This is a genomic window from Alkalibaculum bacchi (genome assembly GCF_937875145.1).
Lineage (GTDB): Bacteria > Bacillota > Clostridia > Eubacteriales > Alkalibacteraceae > Alkalibaculum > Alkalibaculum bacchi_A.
The window spans coordinates 61,267-78,265 of record NZ_CALNCS010000021.1; the positions used below are offsets into that span (position 1 = coordinate 61,267).

Below are 16,999 nucleotides of genomic sequence, written 5' to 3' on the forward strand. Positions count from 1 at the left end.
ATATATTAAAAACGCCAAAGTCTGTATATTGACTTTAGCGTTTTTTTATTTAATAGGAAAGTTTAGCTACCTGACCACCTTAACGGCCACTCCATTTAGCTTCAAAGAGTCCCGCTCAACATCAGATTCGTAAGCTAAAACCTGGACTCCCTTATTTTGAGCGTATTGTAAAGCCTCGCCAAATTCCTTTTGAGTACGATTATTAGAGGTAAAGTATTTCACATTGTTCATTTGGATGACAAATACAATGTATGCCATATAGCCATCTTCTAAAGCCTGTACTAATTCATATACATGTTTTAATCCTCGCGCTGTAGGAGCATCTGGAAATTTTACTACGCCATCTTCTTCTAAGGTAACCCCTTTTACTTCAATAAATGCTTTTTTGTTTTTGTTTTCAATATAAAAATCAAAGCGAGATTTTTGATATACTCTCTCAGGTCTAATTTCAGCAATTTCTTCAAAATTTGGCAGTAGAATAGTTTTATTTAAAAGTCCTTCATGTAACACTTTATTTGGTGCTTGTGAGTCTATATTGATTAGGCGATGGCCTTTTTTTACGCTAATAAGGGAGTAAGCGGTCTTTCGATTAGGATTGTCGCTGTGCTCTAAATAAACCGTGGCCCCTTTTGTAAGAAGTTCCTTACAACGACCTGTATTTCTTACGTGACAAATTTCAATTTTTTTATCAATTTTTATGTGAGCAATAAAGCGATTAGGTCGAGAAATAAATTCTCCCTCTACGATGTTTTTATATTTCAAAGAATTCACTCCAATACTGTTTCTAGAATAGTCAGTATATCATATATAATTGGTTTCGTCTTTTATTGAATGTTGTTATTTATTGAAAGTGAGTTGAACGGGTATGTCTTTACGTAATAAGTAATTTAGAATTATTTTTAGTACATGCATAAGCTAGTGATCTTTATTAAATATACATCCCAAAATAAAAAAACATCTATTTTATGGATTGAATTTTTCTGCTTTTCGCCAATTTATTTCAAATCTTTACAAGTCATAATCTAAAAATTTTGAAACATACTAAGAGTAATAAAGTAGGAGGAGATAAAATTATGAAAAATAAGCCAAAACCAGATGATAGAAGAGATAATGTAGATAAAATTGAGTATAATATTGGGAAAACTCTTCAAAATATCGAACGTGCTAACGAGATGATTGATGTTACAGATGATCAAAATATGAAAGAAACTCTTAAAGAAAAAAATGAGAGAAGAAAAGACGCTCTTAAGGGGATGAGAGAAGAAATCAGAGATGAAGCAACAGATAAGAAAAACGGATACAAATAACCGCAAAGTTTAAGATGAAAATTATAAACCTCGCTTTTGCGAGGTTGTTTTTGATTACTACCTTAAAGCATTCCGTTTTCCCTAATACTTACACTTGAAAATTTCCCTATTTCATGTATAAGCTACGAAGCAGCTAAGGCAATCTGAGGCATAAATATGGTATAATAAGGCTGTTCTATTTAATATAAAAGGCGTGATAATGATGGAAAGCACAATAAAAAAGAAGAGAATTGTTGTGGGTATGAGTGGTGCTAGTGGTGCTATACTTGGGATTAATCTCTTAAAGATTTTAAAAGAAAGACCGGATTACGAGAGCCACCTTGTCATTTCTAAGGGAGCGGAGGAGACAATTTGCCAAGAGACAAAGTACAAAGTGTCCGATGTAGCGGATTTGGCAGATTGTTTTTACGATATAAAAAATATTGGTGGCAAAATTGCTTCAGGCACTTTTCGCACAGAAGGAATGATTATTATCCCTTGTAGCATGAAAACTGTAGCAGGAATTGCAACGGGTTATTCGGATAATTTACTGCTGAGGGCAGCGGATGTTACCTTAAAAGAGGGACGAACTCTTGTGGTAGTTCCTAGAGAAACGCCTTTAAGTTCTATACATCTAAGAAATATGCTGACTTTGTCACAAGCCGGAGCCATTCTAATTCCACCAATGATTACATATTACAATGACCCTTATAGTGTAGATGATATGAATACACATATTATCGGCAAGGTTTTAGAAAAATTTCACATTGAACTAGATGGATTTAAGCGATGGGGAGAAGATGTATGGTAGAATGTTCTGTTAAAGATGGGCGAATACATATAGAGGCAAAGGCCATCTCTATTGGTGAGGATCTGTGTGTAATCATATCAGGAGGGGATACGCCTCATATAGGGTGCGTAACAGCAAGTGTTCCTAGGCCAAGTCTTTTAGACCCTAATATAATAAGCGCCACTACATCTGTCATAAACTTTATAGGTCATAAAGATGATGAGGTGGCAAAGTATGTATCCCATAAGCTTTCTTTATCTCTTAATAAGAATGTAGTAGCAACCTGCGGCATCCATATTGAGCGTATTACGATGGAAGAAATTAAGAAGGTAAAGGCTCTTACAGAGAAGCTTGCACAAATTCTACTTAGCAAACTTTCCTAAATAATCATAAACGATTCTGTTTAGATAGCTTGAATTTTCTTTTAGAAAAAGAAAGTGTATACCTGGCTAAAGGGTCAAGTATACACTTTCTATCTTACACTTTATTGCTTTTGATTTTGCACGATCAAATGAAATAACATATCTTCTTTTATCGTTTCTGTTTCATTTTTGTAGCCTAAGTAATTTAGTATTTCAAAGGCTACAAGAAGTGCAGTGGCAGGTCCTCGTGAAGTGATAAGATTGTCGCAAACTACTACAGGTGCTTCTACATACTCTTGGTATTCTAATTGATCTTCAAATCCTGGGTAAGAAGTACCTTTTTTGTCTTTTAATATTCCAGTACTATTTAATGCAATAGGAGCAGCACAAATTGCAGATACTAATTTACCTTTGCTAAAATATTCTTTAATCATTTCCTGTACTTTACTATTTTCTTGAAGATTCTTAGCCCCAGGCATTCCGCCAGGCAGGTATATTCCATCGTACTCATCTAAATCTTCGTCTAACAAGACGTCGGCTTGAACGTAAATGTCGTGGGTTCCTCGAACCAATTTCTCTTCTAGTGAACAAGTATCTACTTGCACATTTGCACGGCGTAACACATCGACTAAAGTGAGAGCCTCGATTTCTTCAAATCCATCTGCTAAAAAAACCAATATTTTTTTCATAAGTGCCTCCTGTCCTTTCATATTACGTATAAGTATATCACAAAATCATCTGTTTTAAACAGTAAGGCTAGGGTTGAAAAAATAGTCTAAAACGTATACGCATACATACATATATAGATCTATATATGTATGTATATAATAACTATAAGATGGTAGAAGGTTAGTATTCTACTTTTCTCGTCCAACTAATAAAAAACCTAGCATAAAACAACTAGGTTTTTTAAAATAGAAAATTCTACGAATTTAACTCCAAATACTCATCATACGACATGCGTTTATCTATTACACCATGTGGTCCGATGTCGATCATTCGGTTTGCTATAGTTTGTACAAATTGATGGTCATGGGATGTAAATATAATATTGCTCTTATAATCCACTAGTCCATTATTTAATGCTGTGATAGATTCTAAATCTAAATGGTTTGTAGGCTGATCTAGTAGCAAGAAATTAGCTTCATTAAGCATCATTCTCGATAACATACATCGAACTTTTTCTCCTCCAGATAGAACATTGACTTTCTTTTGGGCTTCATCACCTGAGAAGAGCATTCTTCCTAGAAAACCTCGAACATAGCTTTCTGTTTGATCTTTTGAAAATTGACGCATCCAATCCACAAGGTTTAAAACGACATCATTAAAGTACTCAGAATTATCCTTTGGAAAGTAAGACCTCGATATGGTTACGCCCCATTTATAAGACCCGCTATCAGGTTCCATTTCACCTGTAAGTATTTTTATTAATGTGGTATTAGCGACCTCATTCGGCGAAACTAAGGCAATTTTATCGCCTTTAATGACACCAAAACTTACATTGTCAAGGACTTTTACTCCATCAATTGTCTTGCTGATATTATCAACTGTTAAGATATCGTTGCCTACTTCTCTTTCTGGCTTAAATGCTACATAAGGGTATTTCCTTGAAGATGGTTGAATATCATCTAAAGTGATTTTTTCTAAGATCTTCTTACGAGATGTAGCTTGCTTTGATTTTGAAGCATTGGCGCTAAATCGAGCGATAAAATCTTGAAGTTGTTTGACTTTATCTTCTTTTTTCTTATTTTGGTCTCGAGCCATTTGAAGGGCAAGTTGGCTGGATTCATACCAGAAGTCGTAATTACCCATGAACATCTTGATTTTTCCAAAGTCTACATCGCAAATATGTGTACAAACTTTATTTAAGAAATATCGGTCGTGGGATACGACGATGACGGTTCCTTCAAAATTGATTAAAAACTCCTCTAACCATTTGACAGATTGTAAGTCTAAATTGTTAGTAGGCTCATCTAGGATTAAAACTCCAGGATGTCCAAATAAAGCTTGAGCTAAAAGTACTTTTACTTTTTCAGAACCTTGTAATTGGGCCATGGTTTTGTCATGTAAATCACCTGGAATGCCTAAGCCTTGAAGCAAAGTAGCAGATTCTGATTCAGCTTCCCAGCCATTAAGGTCTGCGAACTCTCCTTCTAATTCTGCTGCTCGAATTCCATCTTCATCGGTGAAATCAGCTTTTGCGTAGATTTCGTCCTTTTCCTTCATAATTTCATAAAGTCGAGGATTACCTAGTATTACTGTTTCTAAAACGACTTTATCATCATATTGATAATGATCTTGTTTTAATACTGAAAGTCGTACATCTTTAGCAATGCTAATGTCCCCAGTATTAGGTTCAATCTGTCCGGATAAAATCTTTAGGAAAGTACTCTTTCCAGCGCCATTAGCGCCGATTACTCCGTAACAATTTCCTTGTGTAAATTTTAAGTTTACATCCTCAAAAAGCTTTTGGTCTCCATATCGTAAACTAATATTTGTAGCTGTTATCATTTATATCATCCTTATTATACATAATCCGGACTATTATATCACAACTGATTTATTTATGTAAATAGATGAAAAATAAAAGTGCTAGGGTCAAGTCACATGCGCCAAAGAGTTCATTGCATATAAGGAAGTAGTTAAATTCAAAGTAAAACGTTCTTAAATACATAAAAAGACTCTAAATTCTTTTTTAGAGTCTTTTTAGAAAGCTTAAAATTAAAAGTGTAACTTGTAAAGTCATACACTTCGCCTTTAGGTGAGCTAATGTAGAGAACGCTACCTTCTCGTTTTTGACTACAGATATTAAAAGTACCCTAAAGGAATACTCTAATGCTAGTAACTAGTGACCAAGGACTAGGGACTAAAGCGCCTTCGGTGCTTTAAGTTTCATGTTTTTCATACTTATATCTAATGCGCTTACGGAGTGGGTTAACTTTCCAACGGATATATAATCAACTCCAGTTTTGCCTATTTCTTCAATGGTATCTAAGCTGACATTGCCAGAAGCTTCTGTAATAGCTCTGCCGTCAATTTTTTTGACTGCTTCTTTCATCATCTCAGGGTTCATATTGTCCAGCATGATAATATCTGCACCAACAGCCAGCGCTTCGTCTAACATGTCAAAATCTTCTACTTCAACTTCTATTTTATTGACGAAAGACGTATTTTGTCTTGCTGAATTTACTGCATTTGTTATACTTCCAGCTGCGCCGATGTGATTGTCTTTAATTAAAATACCATCAGATAAATTAAAACGGTGATTTGCTCCGCCGCCTACTCTTACAGCGTATTTTTCTAAGACCCTAAGTCCAGGAGTAGTTTTTCTTGTATCTACAACTTTGGCCTTTGTTCCCTGAAGTTTTTCTGCATATAGACTAGTTAAAGTAGCTATACCACTTAATCTTTGAAGTAAATTTAAAGCGGTTCTTTCTCCTGTTAGTATACTTCTTGCATTTCCTCGAATAAGTGCGATTTTATCTCCTGGAATTACCTGTTGGCCATCTGTTTTAAAAAAATCTACCTCTACATTACCTAGTATCTCAAATACTCTTTTAAAAGTGAATAGCCCTGCCATAATGCCCTTTTCCTTGGCAATTAAGTCTACAGTAGCTACTGCATCTTCCGGCACAATGCTATTAGTAGTAATATCCTCACTTGTGACATCTTCTTTGAGAGTGTTTTTGATGATTTTATCGATTATCAAATAGTTCGTCATGTAAATCAGGAGACCTCCTTTGTATTTCTTTTTTAAGTAATTGTTTGTTTTCATATTGGAAGTAACAAATATCAATGTTGTCTAAAGATATAGGGATCTTTACGATCTCTATATCTTTGTAGTTTTGATTAATGGTTTGAGCACATCTTTTTGAAAAGACTAAACCTTCAAGCAGAGAGTTGCTAGCCAATCTGTTTTTGCCGTGGATACCTGTACAGCTCGTTTCTCCTACTGCATAAAGCTGCTTCATGGAGGTTTTAGAGTCTGTATCTACTTTGATTCCACCCATATGATAATGCTGTGAGGGGATAACAAGCATAGGGTCCTTTGTGATATCGATACCAATTTGAACACATTTTTCATAGATCATTGGGAAGCGACCTATAATAAAGTCTCTTGGTAAAAAGGAAATGTCGAGAAAAACATAAGGAATATTTGATTTTAAAATCTCTTCTCGTATAACTTTTGTCACTACATCCCTAGGGAGTAGCTCATCTACAAAACGCTCTCCTTTTTGATTTAGAAGTTTTCCACCTTCACCTCTTACAGCTTCTGAAATAAGGAAACGCCTGCCATAGTAATTATTATCGTAAAGCCCTGTGGGATGAAATTGTATATATTCTAAATTCATTACTTCAATGTGGTGTTTAAAAGCTAAAGCTAGCGAATCACCTGTTAAAGTCCGTTGATTTGTAGAGTCTTTAAAAATCCCACCAATGCCACCTGTGGCCAATACGACAGATTTTGCATAAACATTAATTTGATCTTCCTCTTTTCTGAGAATACCTCCATAACAAGTATTGCCCTTAACAATGAGATCAACCAAACAGGTGTGTTCCATTAGTTTTACGTTATCTAGTTTCTTTACGTGATTCATCAGGGACTCCCATAGATACTGCCCTGTTTTATCTTTTACGTGCACAATGCGATTATTACAATGGGCTCCTTCTTTTGTATAGGATAATCCATCCTTATTAGAGTCAAAAGGAACTTGTAATTCTATCAGTTTATTAATATTATCTATAGATTCTCCTACAAGGCACGCTACTGCTTCTCGGTCATTTTCATATTGGCCTGCTTTTAGCGTATCTTCAATATGTAGGGGGATATCTTCTACATTTCTAGCAGTAGCGATACCACCTTGAGCTAAATAGGTATTGTTTTCACTTAGTTCACCTTTAGAAACTAGTAAGACATTTAATTCTTTATCTAAGTTTAATGCACAATATAAGCCAGCCACTCCAGAGCCTACAATGAGTATGTCTACATTTAGTTCCATTTTTTTATTTAGAGAGTTCATGCATTTTCTCAAGGGAACGCAATGCTTTAACTCTCAAACCTTCCTCTACAGTAATCTCGTGTTTGTTAAATGCAAGGCTTTCATAGACATCTTGTAGAGTGGTTTTTTTCATATTTACACATGTCATAGTCGCACCAGGTACGTAAAAATTTTTGTCTGGATTTTTCTTTTTCATCTGATGAAGGATACCTTCTTCTGTTACAACGAGATAATCTTTGAAATCATAGTCTGTTGCAAAATTAAGTATTCCACTAGTACTACCTATATAATCTGCCAAGTCTCGTACTTCTTTGTCGCATTCAGGATGGGCGAGGACTTTGATTTCTGGAATCCTTTTTTTGATTTCAACAATGCTTTCTGGTCTGACTTTGTGATGTGTAATACAGAAACCATCCCATAAAACAAACCTTTTGCTAGGAAATTGCTCGGCTAAGTAGCTGCCTAAGTTTTTGTCTGGTAGGAATAGAATTTCATCGCTTTCAATACTATTGATAATTTTTTCTGCACTTGAAGAAGTAACACAAACATCTACAAGAGCCTTTACTTCTGTAGATGAGTTGATATAAGCCACTACAGTTGCATCAGGATGATTTTTGGTCCATTCTAAAACACCTTCTTCATCAGCCATATCCGCCATAGGGCATCCAGCATCTAAGGCAGGTAATAAAACAGTTTTTTCTGGGGATAAGATTTTAGCGCTTTCAGCCATAAACTTTACTCCACAAAAGACGATTAGCTGTTGTTCGCAGTCTCGAGCAATTTGACTTAAATAGTAAGAATCGCCGATGACATCTGCAATATCTTGAACCTCAGGTCTTTGATAATAATGGGCTAAAATGATTGCATTTTTTTCCTTTTTTAATCTTTGGATTTCTTCAATTAATTTTTTCATCGCTCATCACTTTCTGTTGTATTTTTTTCATTCATACTCATTTAATTAAAGATTATAACTTAATTAAAGATTATAACATAGTTCAAAAATAAAATTAATATCATAATTCCTTGAATAGGATGTAATAATTTAGGAAAGGGAATTTAATGTAGCTAGTGGCAGGTTTACCCATTACGATAAATATGATAAAAAGTTTCACTTTTATGTACCAATCGATTACGTTATAATATATAGTATGGAACTGTAAAAATATATAAAATTTAGTTATTTAATCAAACAGCTGCTTGTTGATCGGACATTATGCGGATCAATAAGCGATTATAGAATAGGGAGGTTACATAATGGATAAGAAAAAAATTGAAGATGCGGTTAGACAAATATTAGAGGCGATTGGAGAAGACCCAGATAGAGAAGGGTTAATAGAAACGCCAAAGAGAATTGCGAAAATGTATGAAGAAATTTTTTCGGGCCTAGAACAAGATCCAGGAGCACATCTAGAAAAAATTTTTCCAGGTGAAAATCACGAGGAACTAGTTCTCATCAAGGATATTCCATTTTATTCTATGTGTGAACATCATTTAGTACCTTTTTTTGGGAAAGCGCATGTAGGATATCTTCCTAAAGACGGAAAATTAACAGGTCTTAGCAAATTAGCTAGAGTGGTAGAAACCCTCTCAAAGAGACCTCAATTACAAGAGAGATTAACCTCTTCTGTAGCAGATATTATTATGGAAAAATTGAAACCTTATGGCGTAATCGTTGTTATTGAAGCAGAGCACATGTGTATGACTATGCGAGGAGTTAAAAAGCCAGGTTCTAAAACCATAACGTCTGCCGTAAGAGGAGGATTTGCTACAGATGCTAAGGCGCGAGCAGAAGTCATGTCCTTTATTAATTGGAGAAACTAGTTGACAGCAAGGGTTTTAGAATTAAAATTATCACAAATGATGGGGGCAATGGATGAAGACAGTAAAAGAAATGTTTGATTTTGATAAAAAGACTTATATTATGGGCATTTTAAATGTGACTCCGGATTCCTTTTCAGATGGTGATAGCTGGAACAATATAAACAGTGCTATAAACCATGCAGAAGAGATGATCAGGCAAGGTGCAGATATTATTGATGTAGGAGGAGAATCTACTAGGCCTGGTTATACCATGATTAGTGACGAAGAAGAAATTCAAAGAACAATCCCATACATTCGAGCTTTAAAAGAGAGGTTTGACGTTCCTGTGTCAATTGATACATATAAACCTGCTGTAGCAGAGGCAGCGCTCAAGAATGGAGTAGATATTATTAACGATATCTGGGGATTACAAAGAGATCCTGAAATGGCAACCGTTGTAGCGAAATACAATGCGCCAGTTATCGTTATGCACAATCAAAATACTACAGAGTATGATGGTGACATAATAGGAGAAATCAAAAGATTCTTAAACAAATCCATAGAGATTGCTACTTCTCATGGAGTAGGGCGAGAAAATATCATATTAGATCCTGGTATAGGCTTTGGGAAGACTCCAGAACAAAATCTCCAAGTTATGAGAAGATTATCTGAACTTAAGGTAATAGGTCTTCCTATATTGTTAGGCACTTCTAGAAAATCTACCATTGGAAAAATCCTTAATCTACCGCCAAAGGAGAGAGTAGAGGGTACTCTAGCTACATCTGTAATAGGTATTATGCAAGGAATGAATATTTTACGAGTTCATGATGTAAAAGAAAATTATAGAGCGGCTAAAGTGACAGATGCCATATTAAAGGGGAAAATAGATGGATAAAATTATTATGGAGAATATGTACTTTTATGGTTATCATGGCGTCTTAGAGGAAGAAAAGAAACTGGGTCAAAAATTTTTTGTAGATGCAGAGCTTTATCTTGATTTAAAAAAAGCCGGTGAAAGCGATGATTTACATTATACCGTCAGCTATGCTGAAGTATATGAGATGATTCAAAAAAACTTTAAGGAAAAAAAGATGGATTTAATTGAAGCCGTGGCGGAGACCCTCTGCAATCAAATATTAGATGCTTATCCTATTATTCATGAAGTAATGATAAGAGTAAAGAAGCCAGAAGCGCCTGTTGAAGGGATTTACGATTACTTTGGTGTGGAATTGAGGAGAAAGAAAAATGGTTAAAGCGTATTTAGGTTTAGGGAGTAATATGGGTGATACGAGAAAGAATCTAGATATTGCAGTTGATCTTTTGAAGTCTTCAAAGAATATTACGGTGATAAAAGTATCTTCTTATTATGAGACAGAACCTGTAGGCTATGTAGAACAAGATTGGTTTTTAAACATCGTTGTCCAGATTGAAACGAATTTTGAACCAGAAGAGCTCTTGGTATTTTGCCAACAGATTGAAGAAGTACTGAAGAGAAAGAGAATCATTCGTTGGGGTCCTAGAACCATCGACGTGGATGTACTCTTATATGAAAATTACACAAGTGCTGAAGAATCTTTGACCATACCTCATCCAAGAATGACAGAAAGAGCTTTTGTCATGATTCCTCTTTATGAAATCGCCCCTGATTTAGTCATAGAAGGAAAATCCATAGATGGAATAATCAAAAGCTTAGATGGAGAAGAAATCCGTAAGCTTGAAAAATAATATCTAAAGTAAAAGGAACTAAGGCGCCGTAGGTGCTTTCATGAAAGGCGAGGACAAGGGGGATAGAGTTAATAAAATCTTGCGAAATAAAAAATACAAGGAATATCTAAAAAGAATTGAAGGCTTAGAAAAGACGAGAATTTATTGCAAACACCATATAGTTCATTTTATGGATGTAGCCCGAATTGCGTACATTTTAAATTTAGAAGAAGAAAGTGGCATAGATAAAGAAAAAATATATGTTACAGCTCTATTACACGATATTGGCAGATGGGTAGAATACGAAAAGGGTATAGACCATGCACTAGCCAGTAAAGAGCTAGCCTATGAAATCCTTAAAGACTGTGGATTCACTTATGAAGAGACCGTAGTGATTTGCCAAGCAATAGGCCACCACAGAATCAAAGAAAACCACCCTACGACTTTAAGTCGGTACCTATACCAGGCAGACAAATTATCAAGGCCTTGTACTTCCTGTGAGTCTATAGGTACGTGTAAGAAGTTCAATAAAGGTGAAGTACCTGTTGTAGTATACTAAATAAGAGTACGTGGTTAACAGCAGTGGAACAATAGTCGATAACAATTATTAAAAGCAATAAAGTACTATTGGTGGCTTAATAGGGAACGACGAAGGCGTCGTTCCCTACTTTTTTACCAGAAGGCAAGTATCACCTTTCCTACCTAGCTGCTTTCTCCAATATACTAATATGTCAATTTACAAAGTTTCACTTTGAGCCTTTCACTTATAAAGTTTTCCCATCCAACCGACCCATGAATCAACGAATAATCAGACAATTATATACTTGAAAATCATCACAAAATGAAAAAAACTACCTAACAGAATAAAGACATGAAAAATCTCATGAAATCCGAATTCGCCTATTTTGCATTTTTCGGATTTTTTGCCGTATATGATGGCTCCAACAGAATACATGACTCCTCCTAATACTAGTAGCGCAATTGCGAAGGCAGGTAGAGCCTTTGATATAGGATAAATAAAAAATATAGATATCCAACCTAATAATAAATAAAATCCAGTAGAAAGCCATCTAGGTGCATTCATCCAAAAAATCTTGAGTACAATGCCTATAAGGGCGAGAAGCCAAATGAGACCTAGTAAAAGGTATCCTAAGAAGCCTTTTAATGTAATCAAGCAGATAGGCGTATAGGTGGATGCAATTAATACATAAATCATTATGTGATCTATTTTTCTTAGAAACTCTAATTTCTCTATAGAGGCGATTTTCCAATGATAGACCGTCGAAGCAGTATATAAGCCAATTAGCCCAAGTGAAAAGACAATGGAGCTGATAAGATTTTCATAAGAAAAATGATTTATTGTAGACATTAACAACAAAGCTAAAGCAAGGAAGGACAAAACTACTCCTATTAAATGGGTAATAGAGTTTATTGGTTCTCTACATTTCATATAAACAACACCTTTCACATAGTAATCAATACTATATCATATGATAATAATAAAATTTTATTTAGTATATGTCAAGGTTATCTTTGTAATTGCTATATAAATATTATATAATTCCTTTTAGATTGAGAATTTGCATTTTATTCAGGAGGGGTATCCTTTGCAAGAGTTTGAGAAGCTCCAAGAAATACAATTACCTGACATCGATTTGTACATGGATCAAGTTTTAACTATATTAGAAAGTCAAATGGATAGTTATAAATTGCATGATGACGAGAAGGTCATGACAAAGACGATGATCAATAATTATGTCAAATCTAGACTTATAGAAAAACCAGTAAAAAAGAAGTACGGTAAAGAACAGCTCATGCAGTTGATTATGATCTACCATATGAAAAATATAATGAACTTTGCAGATCTAGAGGTGTTTTTTCAAAGGGTTATTAAAGAGGATCAAAAGGGAATAGGGCTATTATATGAAGATTTTGTACAGATTCACGACAATATGTTAGATGATTTTATTAGTAAGGAAAAACAATTAAGTGAGCTAGAAGGCAACGATAAAATAAAAGAGCTTTTAAAAATAATAATTACAGCAGATCTAAATAAGAGAGTAGCTGAGAGAGTACTTAGGGAAATGAGGGGCAAAGAGTAAGAATTTGATAAGATATATATATGTTTGTATACATTTACTAACGATAGTTAGACCATGCTCAAACACTTGTTAAAGGTATACAGCCACCAGCCATCAGTAGAAGCCTTCAAGTATATAGTACATTCCTTCATTACGCCCCGTCTCTCGATGACAACTCAAAAGGCTCCAATGGAGCCTGAAATTGATCCTACATTTTATATTTCTTTCAGCGTTCAGTTGAAAATTTTCCTGTCAAAGTGATCAACTACTGTAAAATAATCTCCTTTAATGAATCCACATCTACCAGTGAAATAGAAGATCTCTCAAAGTTAATTAATCCTTCGTCTCGCATTTTTCCTAATTCTCGTGATAGGGATGGTCTCGTTACATTTAGGAATTCAGCTAATTCATTTCGATTCATAGAAAGCTTAAATTTTGGTTTTTCTAATTTATCGTATTGTTCCAGAAAGTAAGTAGCGATTTTCTCTCTTACACTTCTTAAAGACAAATACTCTAATCTTTTATTTAGTAAAAGCCCTCTATTAGAGACTAAGTTTAACATATTTAAAATCAACTCTTGATGGCTAAAACATATAGTACTACAGCTACCTGTAATTTTATCAGGGGGCAAAAAGATGACAGTCGTGTCTGTGCTAGCATTTACGGATACAGGCCAAGTGTTTCTGTTTGAAAAAGCGATCATCTCTCCGAAAATATCACCCTGCTTCAATAGATTAACCATAACTCGATTCCCTGCAACATTCTCTTTGACTACCGTAGCTTCTCCTAAAAGTATGATACCAATACCAGTAAAGGGGTCTCCATCAATGGTAATGTATTCATTCTTTCGAAATTGATGTATAGGTGGCTTTAAGCATTGGAGCAATGAGTTGATAGCATCAATATCAATATTTTTAAATAATACTGTATGGGATAATATTTTAGACCATTTGTCATACATTTTAAAGACCTCATTATTTGGTAACATTAGTTACCGATTTTATTTACTTAAGTATATTATAATAATCACAGAAACGCAAGGGCAATCATAAGAATTATTCAATAAAAAGGTGAAACTTGACAACTCAAGTTTCAGACTAAAGACATTATAATGATTACAGCAAAATCAAATTAAATGTTTTGAATTCATCAAGGTTGGGTATCTATGCACATACAATCTATCTGTATAGCAAGAAACACACTGAAGGCGTATCTTGCCACCTAAAGATGATAGTTTTAAGAAATTTTTTATATATTCGAAGGAGGATTTATATGTCAAAGATGTTTTGTTTTCAATGTGAACAAACGGCAAAGGGAACTGGCTGTACTGAAAAGGGAGTATGTGGTAAGACTCCAGAAGTATCAAATAAGCAAGATGAATTAGTAGCAGCGTTAATAGGTTTGGCAAGGTCTGTAAAAGGATTAGAAACAAGCAAAACTACAGATAAATTAATAATGGACACATTATTTGTGCAAGTAACGAATGTAGACTTTGATGAAGCAGATGTTGAAAAGTGGGTTCAAAAAGTAAAAGCAGAAAAATTAAAATACGGAAATGCAGAAGATTTTAATTGGGAAGAGCTATGGACCGGAAATGAAGACATCGTTTCTTTAAGATCTACATTATTATTAGGTATGAGAGGTATGGCTGCATACGCACACCATGCATACGCTCTTGGAAAAGAAGATCCAGAAGTAAATGCTTGGTTCTACAAAGGATTAGTAGCATTAGGAGAAGAACACAGTGTTGAAGAATGGTTAGACTTACTTATGGAATTTGGTCAAATGAACTTAAAATGTATGGCTATTCTTGATGAAGCGAATACATCTACATATGGTCATCCAGAGCCAACACAAGTTACTACAAATGTTGAGAAAGGACCTTTCATTGTTGTAACAGGTCATGATTTATTAGATTTAAAAGAATTATTAGAGCAAACAGAAGGAAAAGGCGTAAATATCTATACTCATAGCGAAATGCTTCCAGCACATGCTTATCCAGAACTTAAAAAATATTCTCACTTAAAAGGGAATTATGGAACAGCATGGCAAAATCAGAAAAAAGAATTTGAAAACCTACCAGGGGCAATTCTTTTCACTACAAATTGTTTAATGCCTCCAAAGGATAACTATGCAGATCATATCTTTACTACATCTGTAGTAGCATACCCAGGTTTAAAACACATTGAAGATAGAGTAGATGGTCAAAAAGACTTCTCACCACTTATTGCTAAAGCCATTGAATTAGGCGGGTTTAAAGAAGATACTAAGTTTACTGGCATCAATGGTGGAGATAAACTAATGACTGGCTTCGCAAGAAACACAGTATTAGGTGCAGCAGAAACAGTAGTCGGTGCAGTAAAAGCTGGAGCAATCAAACATTTCTTCTTAGTAGGTGGCTGTGATGGCGCAAAACCAGGAAGAAATTATTATACAGATTTCGTAAAACAAACACCAGACGACTCCATTGTACTTACATTAGCATGTGGTAAATTTAGATTTAATGATATAGACGCAGGTGAAATTGGTGGACTTCCGAGAATTATGGATATGGGTCAATGTAATGATGCTTATTCTGCAATTCAAGTAGCTGTAGCATTAGCAGAAGCTTTTGAATGCGGAGTAAATGACCTACCACTTACATTAGTATTGTCATGGTATGAACAAAAGGCAGTATGTATCTTATTAACATTATTAGCATTAGGCATCAAAAATATATACATTGGACCATCTATCCCAGCATTCTTCTCTTCTACAGTATTAAATGTATTAGTAGAAAAATTCGGATTAACTCCAATTAGTACGCCAGAAGAAGATTTAAAGAAAATATTAGCATAATAAAAAAATAGGCTTACAGCTTGCTGTAAGCCTATTTTTTTAGATGGCCAGCAAAAGAACATGACGTTGATGGCTTAACCGTTAAACAATTGTTTAACGGTTGAACAATTACATGTACAACAATCGTTCCATTTATCACTTAATCAATGATTCACTATCCGTATTCTTATAAGGGTTTCTTGTCATATGGATTTTTTGTCCATTGCTAGTTACTACTATAGTTCCGCTTCCTGCTGTAAGGAGGGTTTTTACGCCAAAGATTTTTAAGTTAAAATTAGTCCTTATATGAGGAAGGAGTTTTGAATTTTTTCGCGCAGTAATGACTGCATATTCAGGTTGGACTTTTTGAATCAAACCTACTGGAGTAGAACCAAAGCTTCCATGATGACCAATTTTAATGACATCTGCTTGAAGATCGTCGTCAGAATCAATTATTTCGTCTACAGCTATTTCTTCTGCATCTCCCATAAATAGAAAGGATGTCACGTTATATTTCATTTTTGTCACGAGAGAGCAGTGATTTAGCTTTTTATATTTGCTTTTTTTTGGCGAGATGAATTGAAAACAAGCATCTCCTAATTTAAAAGAGTCTCCAATTTTTGGACAAGAGATTGTATAACCTTTTTGCTTTAGGGCTTCCTTGAAATTTGTATTTGCTCTACTGTCGTAGTCTGTATCTAATGCGTATACTCTACCTATTTCAAAGCTATAAACGATATCGTCCATACTGCCAATATGATCTTCATGAGGATGGGTTTGTATAAGCACATCAATTTTTTTGATGCCTAAGTTAAGTAAATAGCCTTGTATGTACATGCTATCAGATTCATTTCCACTATCAATAAGTGCTGTCTGTCCATTGGGAGTTTGTATGAGAATAGAGTCAGCTTGCCCAATATCCAAAAAATGAACGGTTAAATTAGATTTTTCATTTTTTGCTAATACGATATGCCCATAATAATTTGTAAAGGCTATAAAGAGGAGCAATAAACACATTATGATATATTTTTTACGAAAAAGTGTAGTCATAAGAATCTATCCTTTTAAATTAAAGCGAATATTTTATTATTTTATGAGGATTAAGAGAAATTATGAAGAATTCTACATCTTTATATAATTAAATATTTAATGATAAAAG

The 16,999-nt window shown here is 34.5% G+C and carries 19 protein-coding genes; 10 read left to right on the forward strand and 9 right to left on the reverse strand.

Annotated elements, in window-relative coordinates:
- Positions 1–66: 66 nt before the first annotated feature.
- A complete protein-coding gene (gene sfsA / locus Q7P22_RS01605; RefSeq protein ID WP_303859877.1) occupies positions 67–762 on the reverse strand; it encodes a DNA/RNA nuclease SfsA in 696 nt (231 codons plus the stop codon).
- Between the two features lie 311 nt (positions 763–1,073).
- On the opposite strand from sfsA, the gene tlp reads away from it, so the two are divergent.
- The 3 genes from tlp (at position 1,074) to Q7P22_RS01620 (ending at position 2,459) form a co-directional block, all read left to right on the forward strand.
- On the forward strand, positions 1,074–1,307 hold the full coding sequence (gene tlp / locus Q7P22_RS01610; RefSeq protein ID WP_303859879.1) for a small acid-soluble spore protein Tlp: 234 nt from the start codon (positions 1,074–1,076) through the stop codon (positions 1,305–1,307).
- A 202-nt stretch (positions 1,308–1,509) separates the two neighbouring features.
- Positions 1,510–2,097, forward strand: a complete 588-nt coding sequence (locus Q7P22_RS01615) for a UbiX family flavin prenyltransferase (protein ID WP_303859881.1) — start codon at positions 1,510–1,512, stop codon at positions 2,095–2,097.
- Entirely contained in the window at positions 2,091–2,459 is a 369-nt protein-coding gene (locus Q7P22_RS01620) for a hypothetical protein (protein WP_303859882.1), read from the forward strand. Before Q7P22_RS01615 ends, Q7P22_RS01620 begins: the two co-directional genes overlap by 7 nt.
- Before the next feature lie 101 nt (positions 2,460–2,560).
- On the opposite strand, the gene Q7P22_RS01625 is transcribed toward Q7P22_RS01620, so the two are convergent.
- From Q7P22_RS01625 to nadA, 5 genes are all read right to left on the reverse strand, one after another.
- On the reverse strand, positions 2,561–3,127 hold the full coding sequence (locus tag Q7P22_RS01625; protein WP_303859884.1) for a DJ-1 family glyoxalase III: 567 nt from the start codon (positions 3,125–3,127) through the stop codon (positions 2,561–2,563).
- Positions 3,128–3,362: 235 nt separating this feature from the next.
- Positions 3,363–4,949, reverse strand: a complete 1,587-nt coding sequence (locus tag Q7P22_RS01630) for an ABC-F family ATP-binding cassette domain-containing protein (RefSeq protein WP_303859886.1) — start codon at positions 4,947–4,949, stop codon at positions 3,363–3,365.
- Positions 4,950–5,304: 355 nt separating this feature from the next.
- A complete protein-coding gene (gene nadC, locus Q7P22_RS01635; RefSeq protein ID WP_303859888.1) occupies positions 5,305–6,159 on the reverse strand; it encodes a carboxylating nicotinate-nucleotide diphosphorylase in 855 nt (284 codons plus the stop codon).
- Positions 6,134–7,438, reverse strand: a complete 1,305-nt coding sequence (locus tag Q7P22_RS01640; protein WP_303859941.1) for an L-aspartate oxidase — start codon at positions 7,436–7,438, stop codon at positions 6,134–6,136. The genes nadC and Q7P22_RS01640 overlap by 26 nt, the downstream gene beginning before the upstream one ends.
- A gap of 4 nt (positions 7,439–7,442) precedes the next feature.
- Positions 7,443–8,351 carry a quinolinate synthase NadA gene (gene nadA / locus Q7P22_RS01645; RefSeq protein ID WP_303859889.1) on the reverse strand — a complete coding sequence of 303 codons (909 nt, stop codon included), beginning with the start codon at positions 8,349–8,351 and terminating at the stop codon, positions 7,443–7,445.
- A gap of 338 nt (positions 8,352–8,689) precedes the next feature.
- Between nadA and folE the strand changes: the two genes are divergently transcribed.
- Genes folE through Q7P22_RS01670 form a run of 5 tightly spaced genes read left to right on the forward strand, consistent with a single transcriptional unit; the run spans position 8,690 to position 11,501 of the window.
- Positions 8,690–9,259 carry a GTP cyclohydrolase I FolE gene (folE, locus tag Q7P22_RS01650; RefSeq protein WP_369695474.1) on the forward strand — a complete coding sequence of 190 codons (570 nt, stop codon included), beginning with the start codon at positions 8,690–8,692 and terminating at the stop codon, positions 9,257–9,259.
- A 52-nt stretch (positions 9,260–9,311) separates the two neighbouring features.
- A complete protein-coding gene (gene folP / locus Q7P22_RS01655; RefSeq protein ID WP_303859893.1) occupies positions 9,312–10,133 on the forward strand; it encodes a dihydropteroate synthase in 822 nt (273 codons plus the stop codon).
- Entirely contained in the window at positions 10,126–10,491 is a 366-nt protein-coding gene (gene folB, locus Q7P22_RS01660) for a dihydroneopterin aldolase (RefSeq protein ID WP_303859895.1), read from the forward strand. The genes folP and folB overlap by 8 nt, the downstream gene beginning before the upstream one ends.
- Positions 10,484–10,963 carry a 2-amino-4-hydroxy-6-hydroxymethyldihydropteridine diphosphokinase gene (folK, locus tag Q7P22_RS01665; protein WP_303859897.1) on the forward strand — a complete coding sequence of 160 codons (480 nt, stop codon included), beginning with the start codon at positions 10,484–10,486 and terminating at the stop codon, positions 10,961–10,963. The genes folB and folK overlap by 8 nt, the downstream gene beginning before the upstream one ends.
- Positions 10,964–11,003: 40 nt before the next feature.
- Positions 11,004–11,501 (forward strand): HD domain-containing protein, encoded by a 498-nt coding sequence (locus Q7P22_RS01670; RefSeq protein ID WP_303859899.1) that lies wholly within the window; start codon positions 11,004–11,006, stop codon positions 11,499–11,501.
- A gap of 249 nt (positions 11,502–11,750) precedes the next feature.
- Here Q7P22_RS01670 and Q7P22_RS01675 read toward each other — a convergent pair whose 3' ends face one another.
- Positions 11,751–12,392 carry a hemolysin III family protein gene (locus Q7P22_RS01675; RefSeq protein ID WP_303859901.1) on the reverse strand — a complete coding sequence of 214 codons (642 nt, stop codon included), beginning with the start codon at positions 12,390–12,392 and terminating at the stop codon, positions 11,751–11,753.
- 157 nt (positions 12,393–12,549) lie between these two features.
- Here Q7P22_RS01675 and Q7P22_RS01680 point away from each other — a divergent pair, with 157 nt between their 5' ends.
- Positions 12,550–13,044 (forward strand): DUF1836 domain-containing protein, encoded by a 495-nt coding sequence (locus Q7P22_RS01680; protein ID WP_303859903.1) that lies wholly within the window; start codon positions 12,550–12,552, stop codon positions 13,042–13,044.
- Positions 13,045–13,288: 244 nt separating this feature from the next.
- Here the strand turns inward: Q7P22_RS01680 and Q7P22_RS01685 are convergent, their stop codons facing one another.
- Entirely contained in the window at positions 13,289–13,984 is a 696-nt protein-coding gene (locus Q7P22_RS01685; RefSeq protein WP_303859905.1) for a Crp/Fnr family transcriptional regulator, read from the reverse strand.
- 311 nt (positions 13,985–14,295) lie between these two features.
- On the opposite strand from Q7P22_RS01685, the gene hcp reads away from it, so the two are divergent.
- Positions 14,296–15,861, forward strand: a complete 1,566-nt coding sequence (gene hcp / locus Q7P22_RS01690; RefSeq protein ID WP_303859907.1) for a hydroxylamine reductase — start codon at positions 14,296–14,298, stop codon at positions 15,859–15,861.
- Between the two features lie 135 nt (positions 15,862–15,996).
- Here hcp and Q7P22_RS01695 read toward each other — a convergent pair whose 3' ends face one another.
- Positions 15,997–16,890 (reverse strand): ComEC/Rec2 family competence protein, encoded by an 894-nt coding sequence (locus Q7P22_RS01695; RefSeq protein WP_303859909.1) that lies wholly within the window; start codon positions 16,888–16,890, stop codon positions 15,997–15,999.
- Positions 16,891–16,999: the final 109 nt, after the last annotated feature.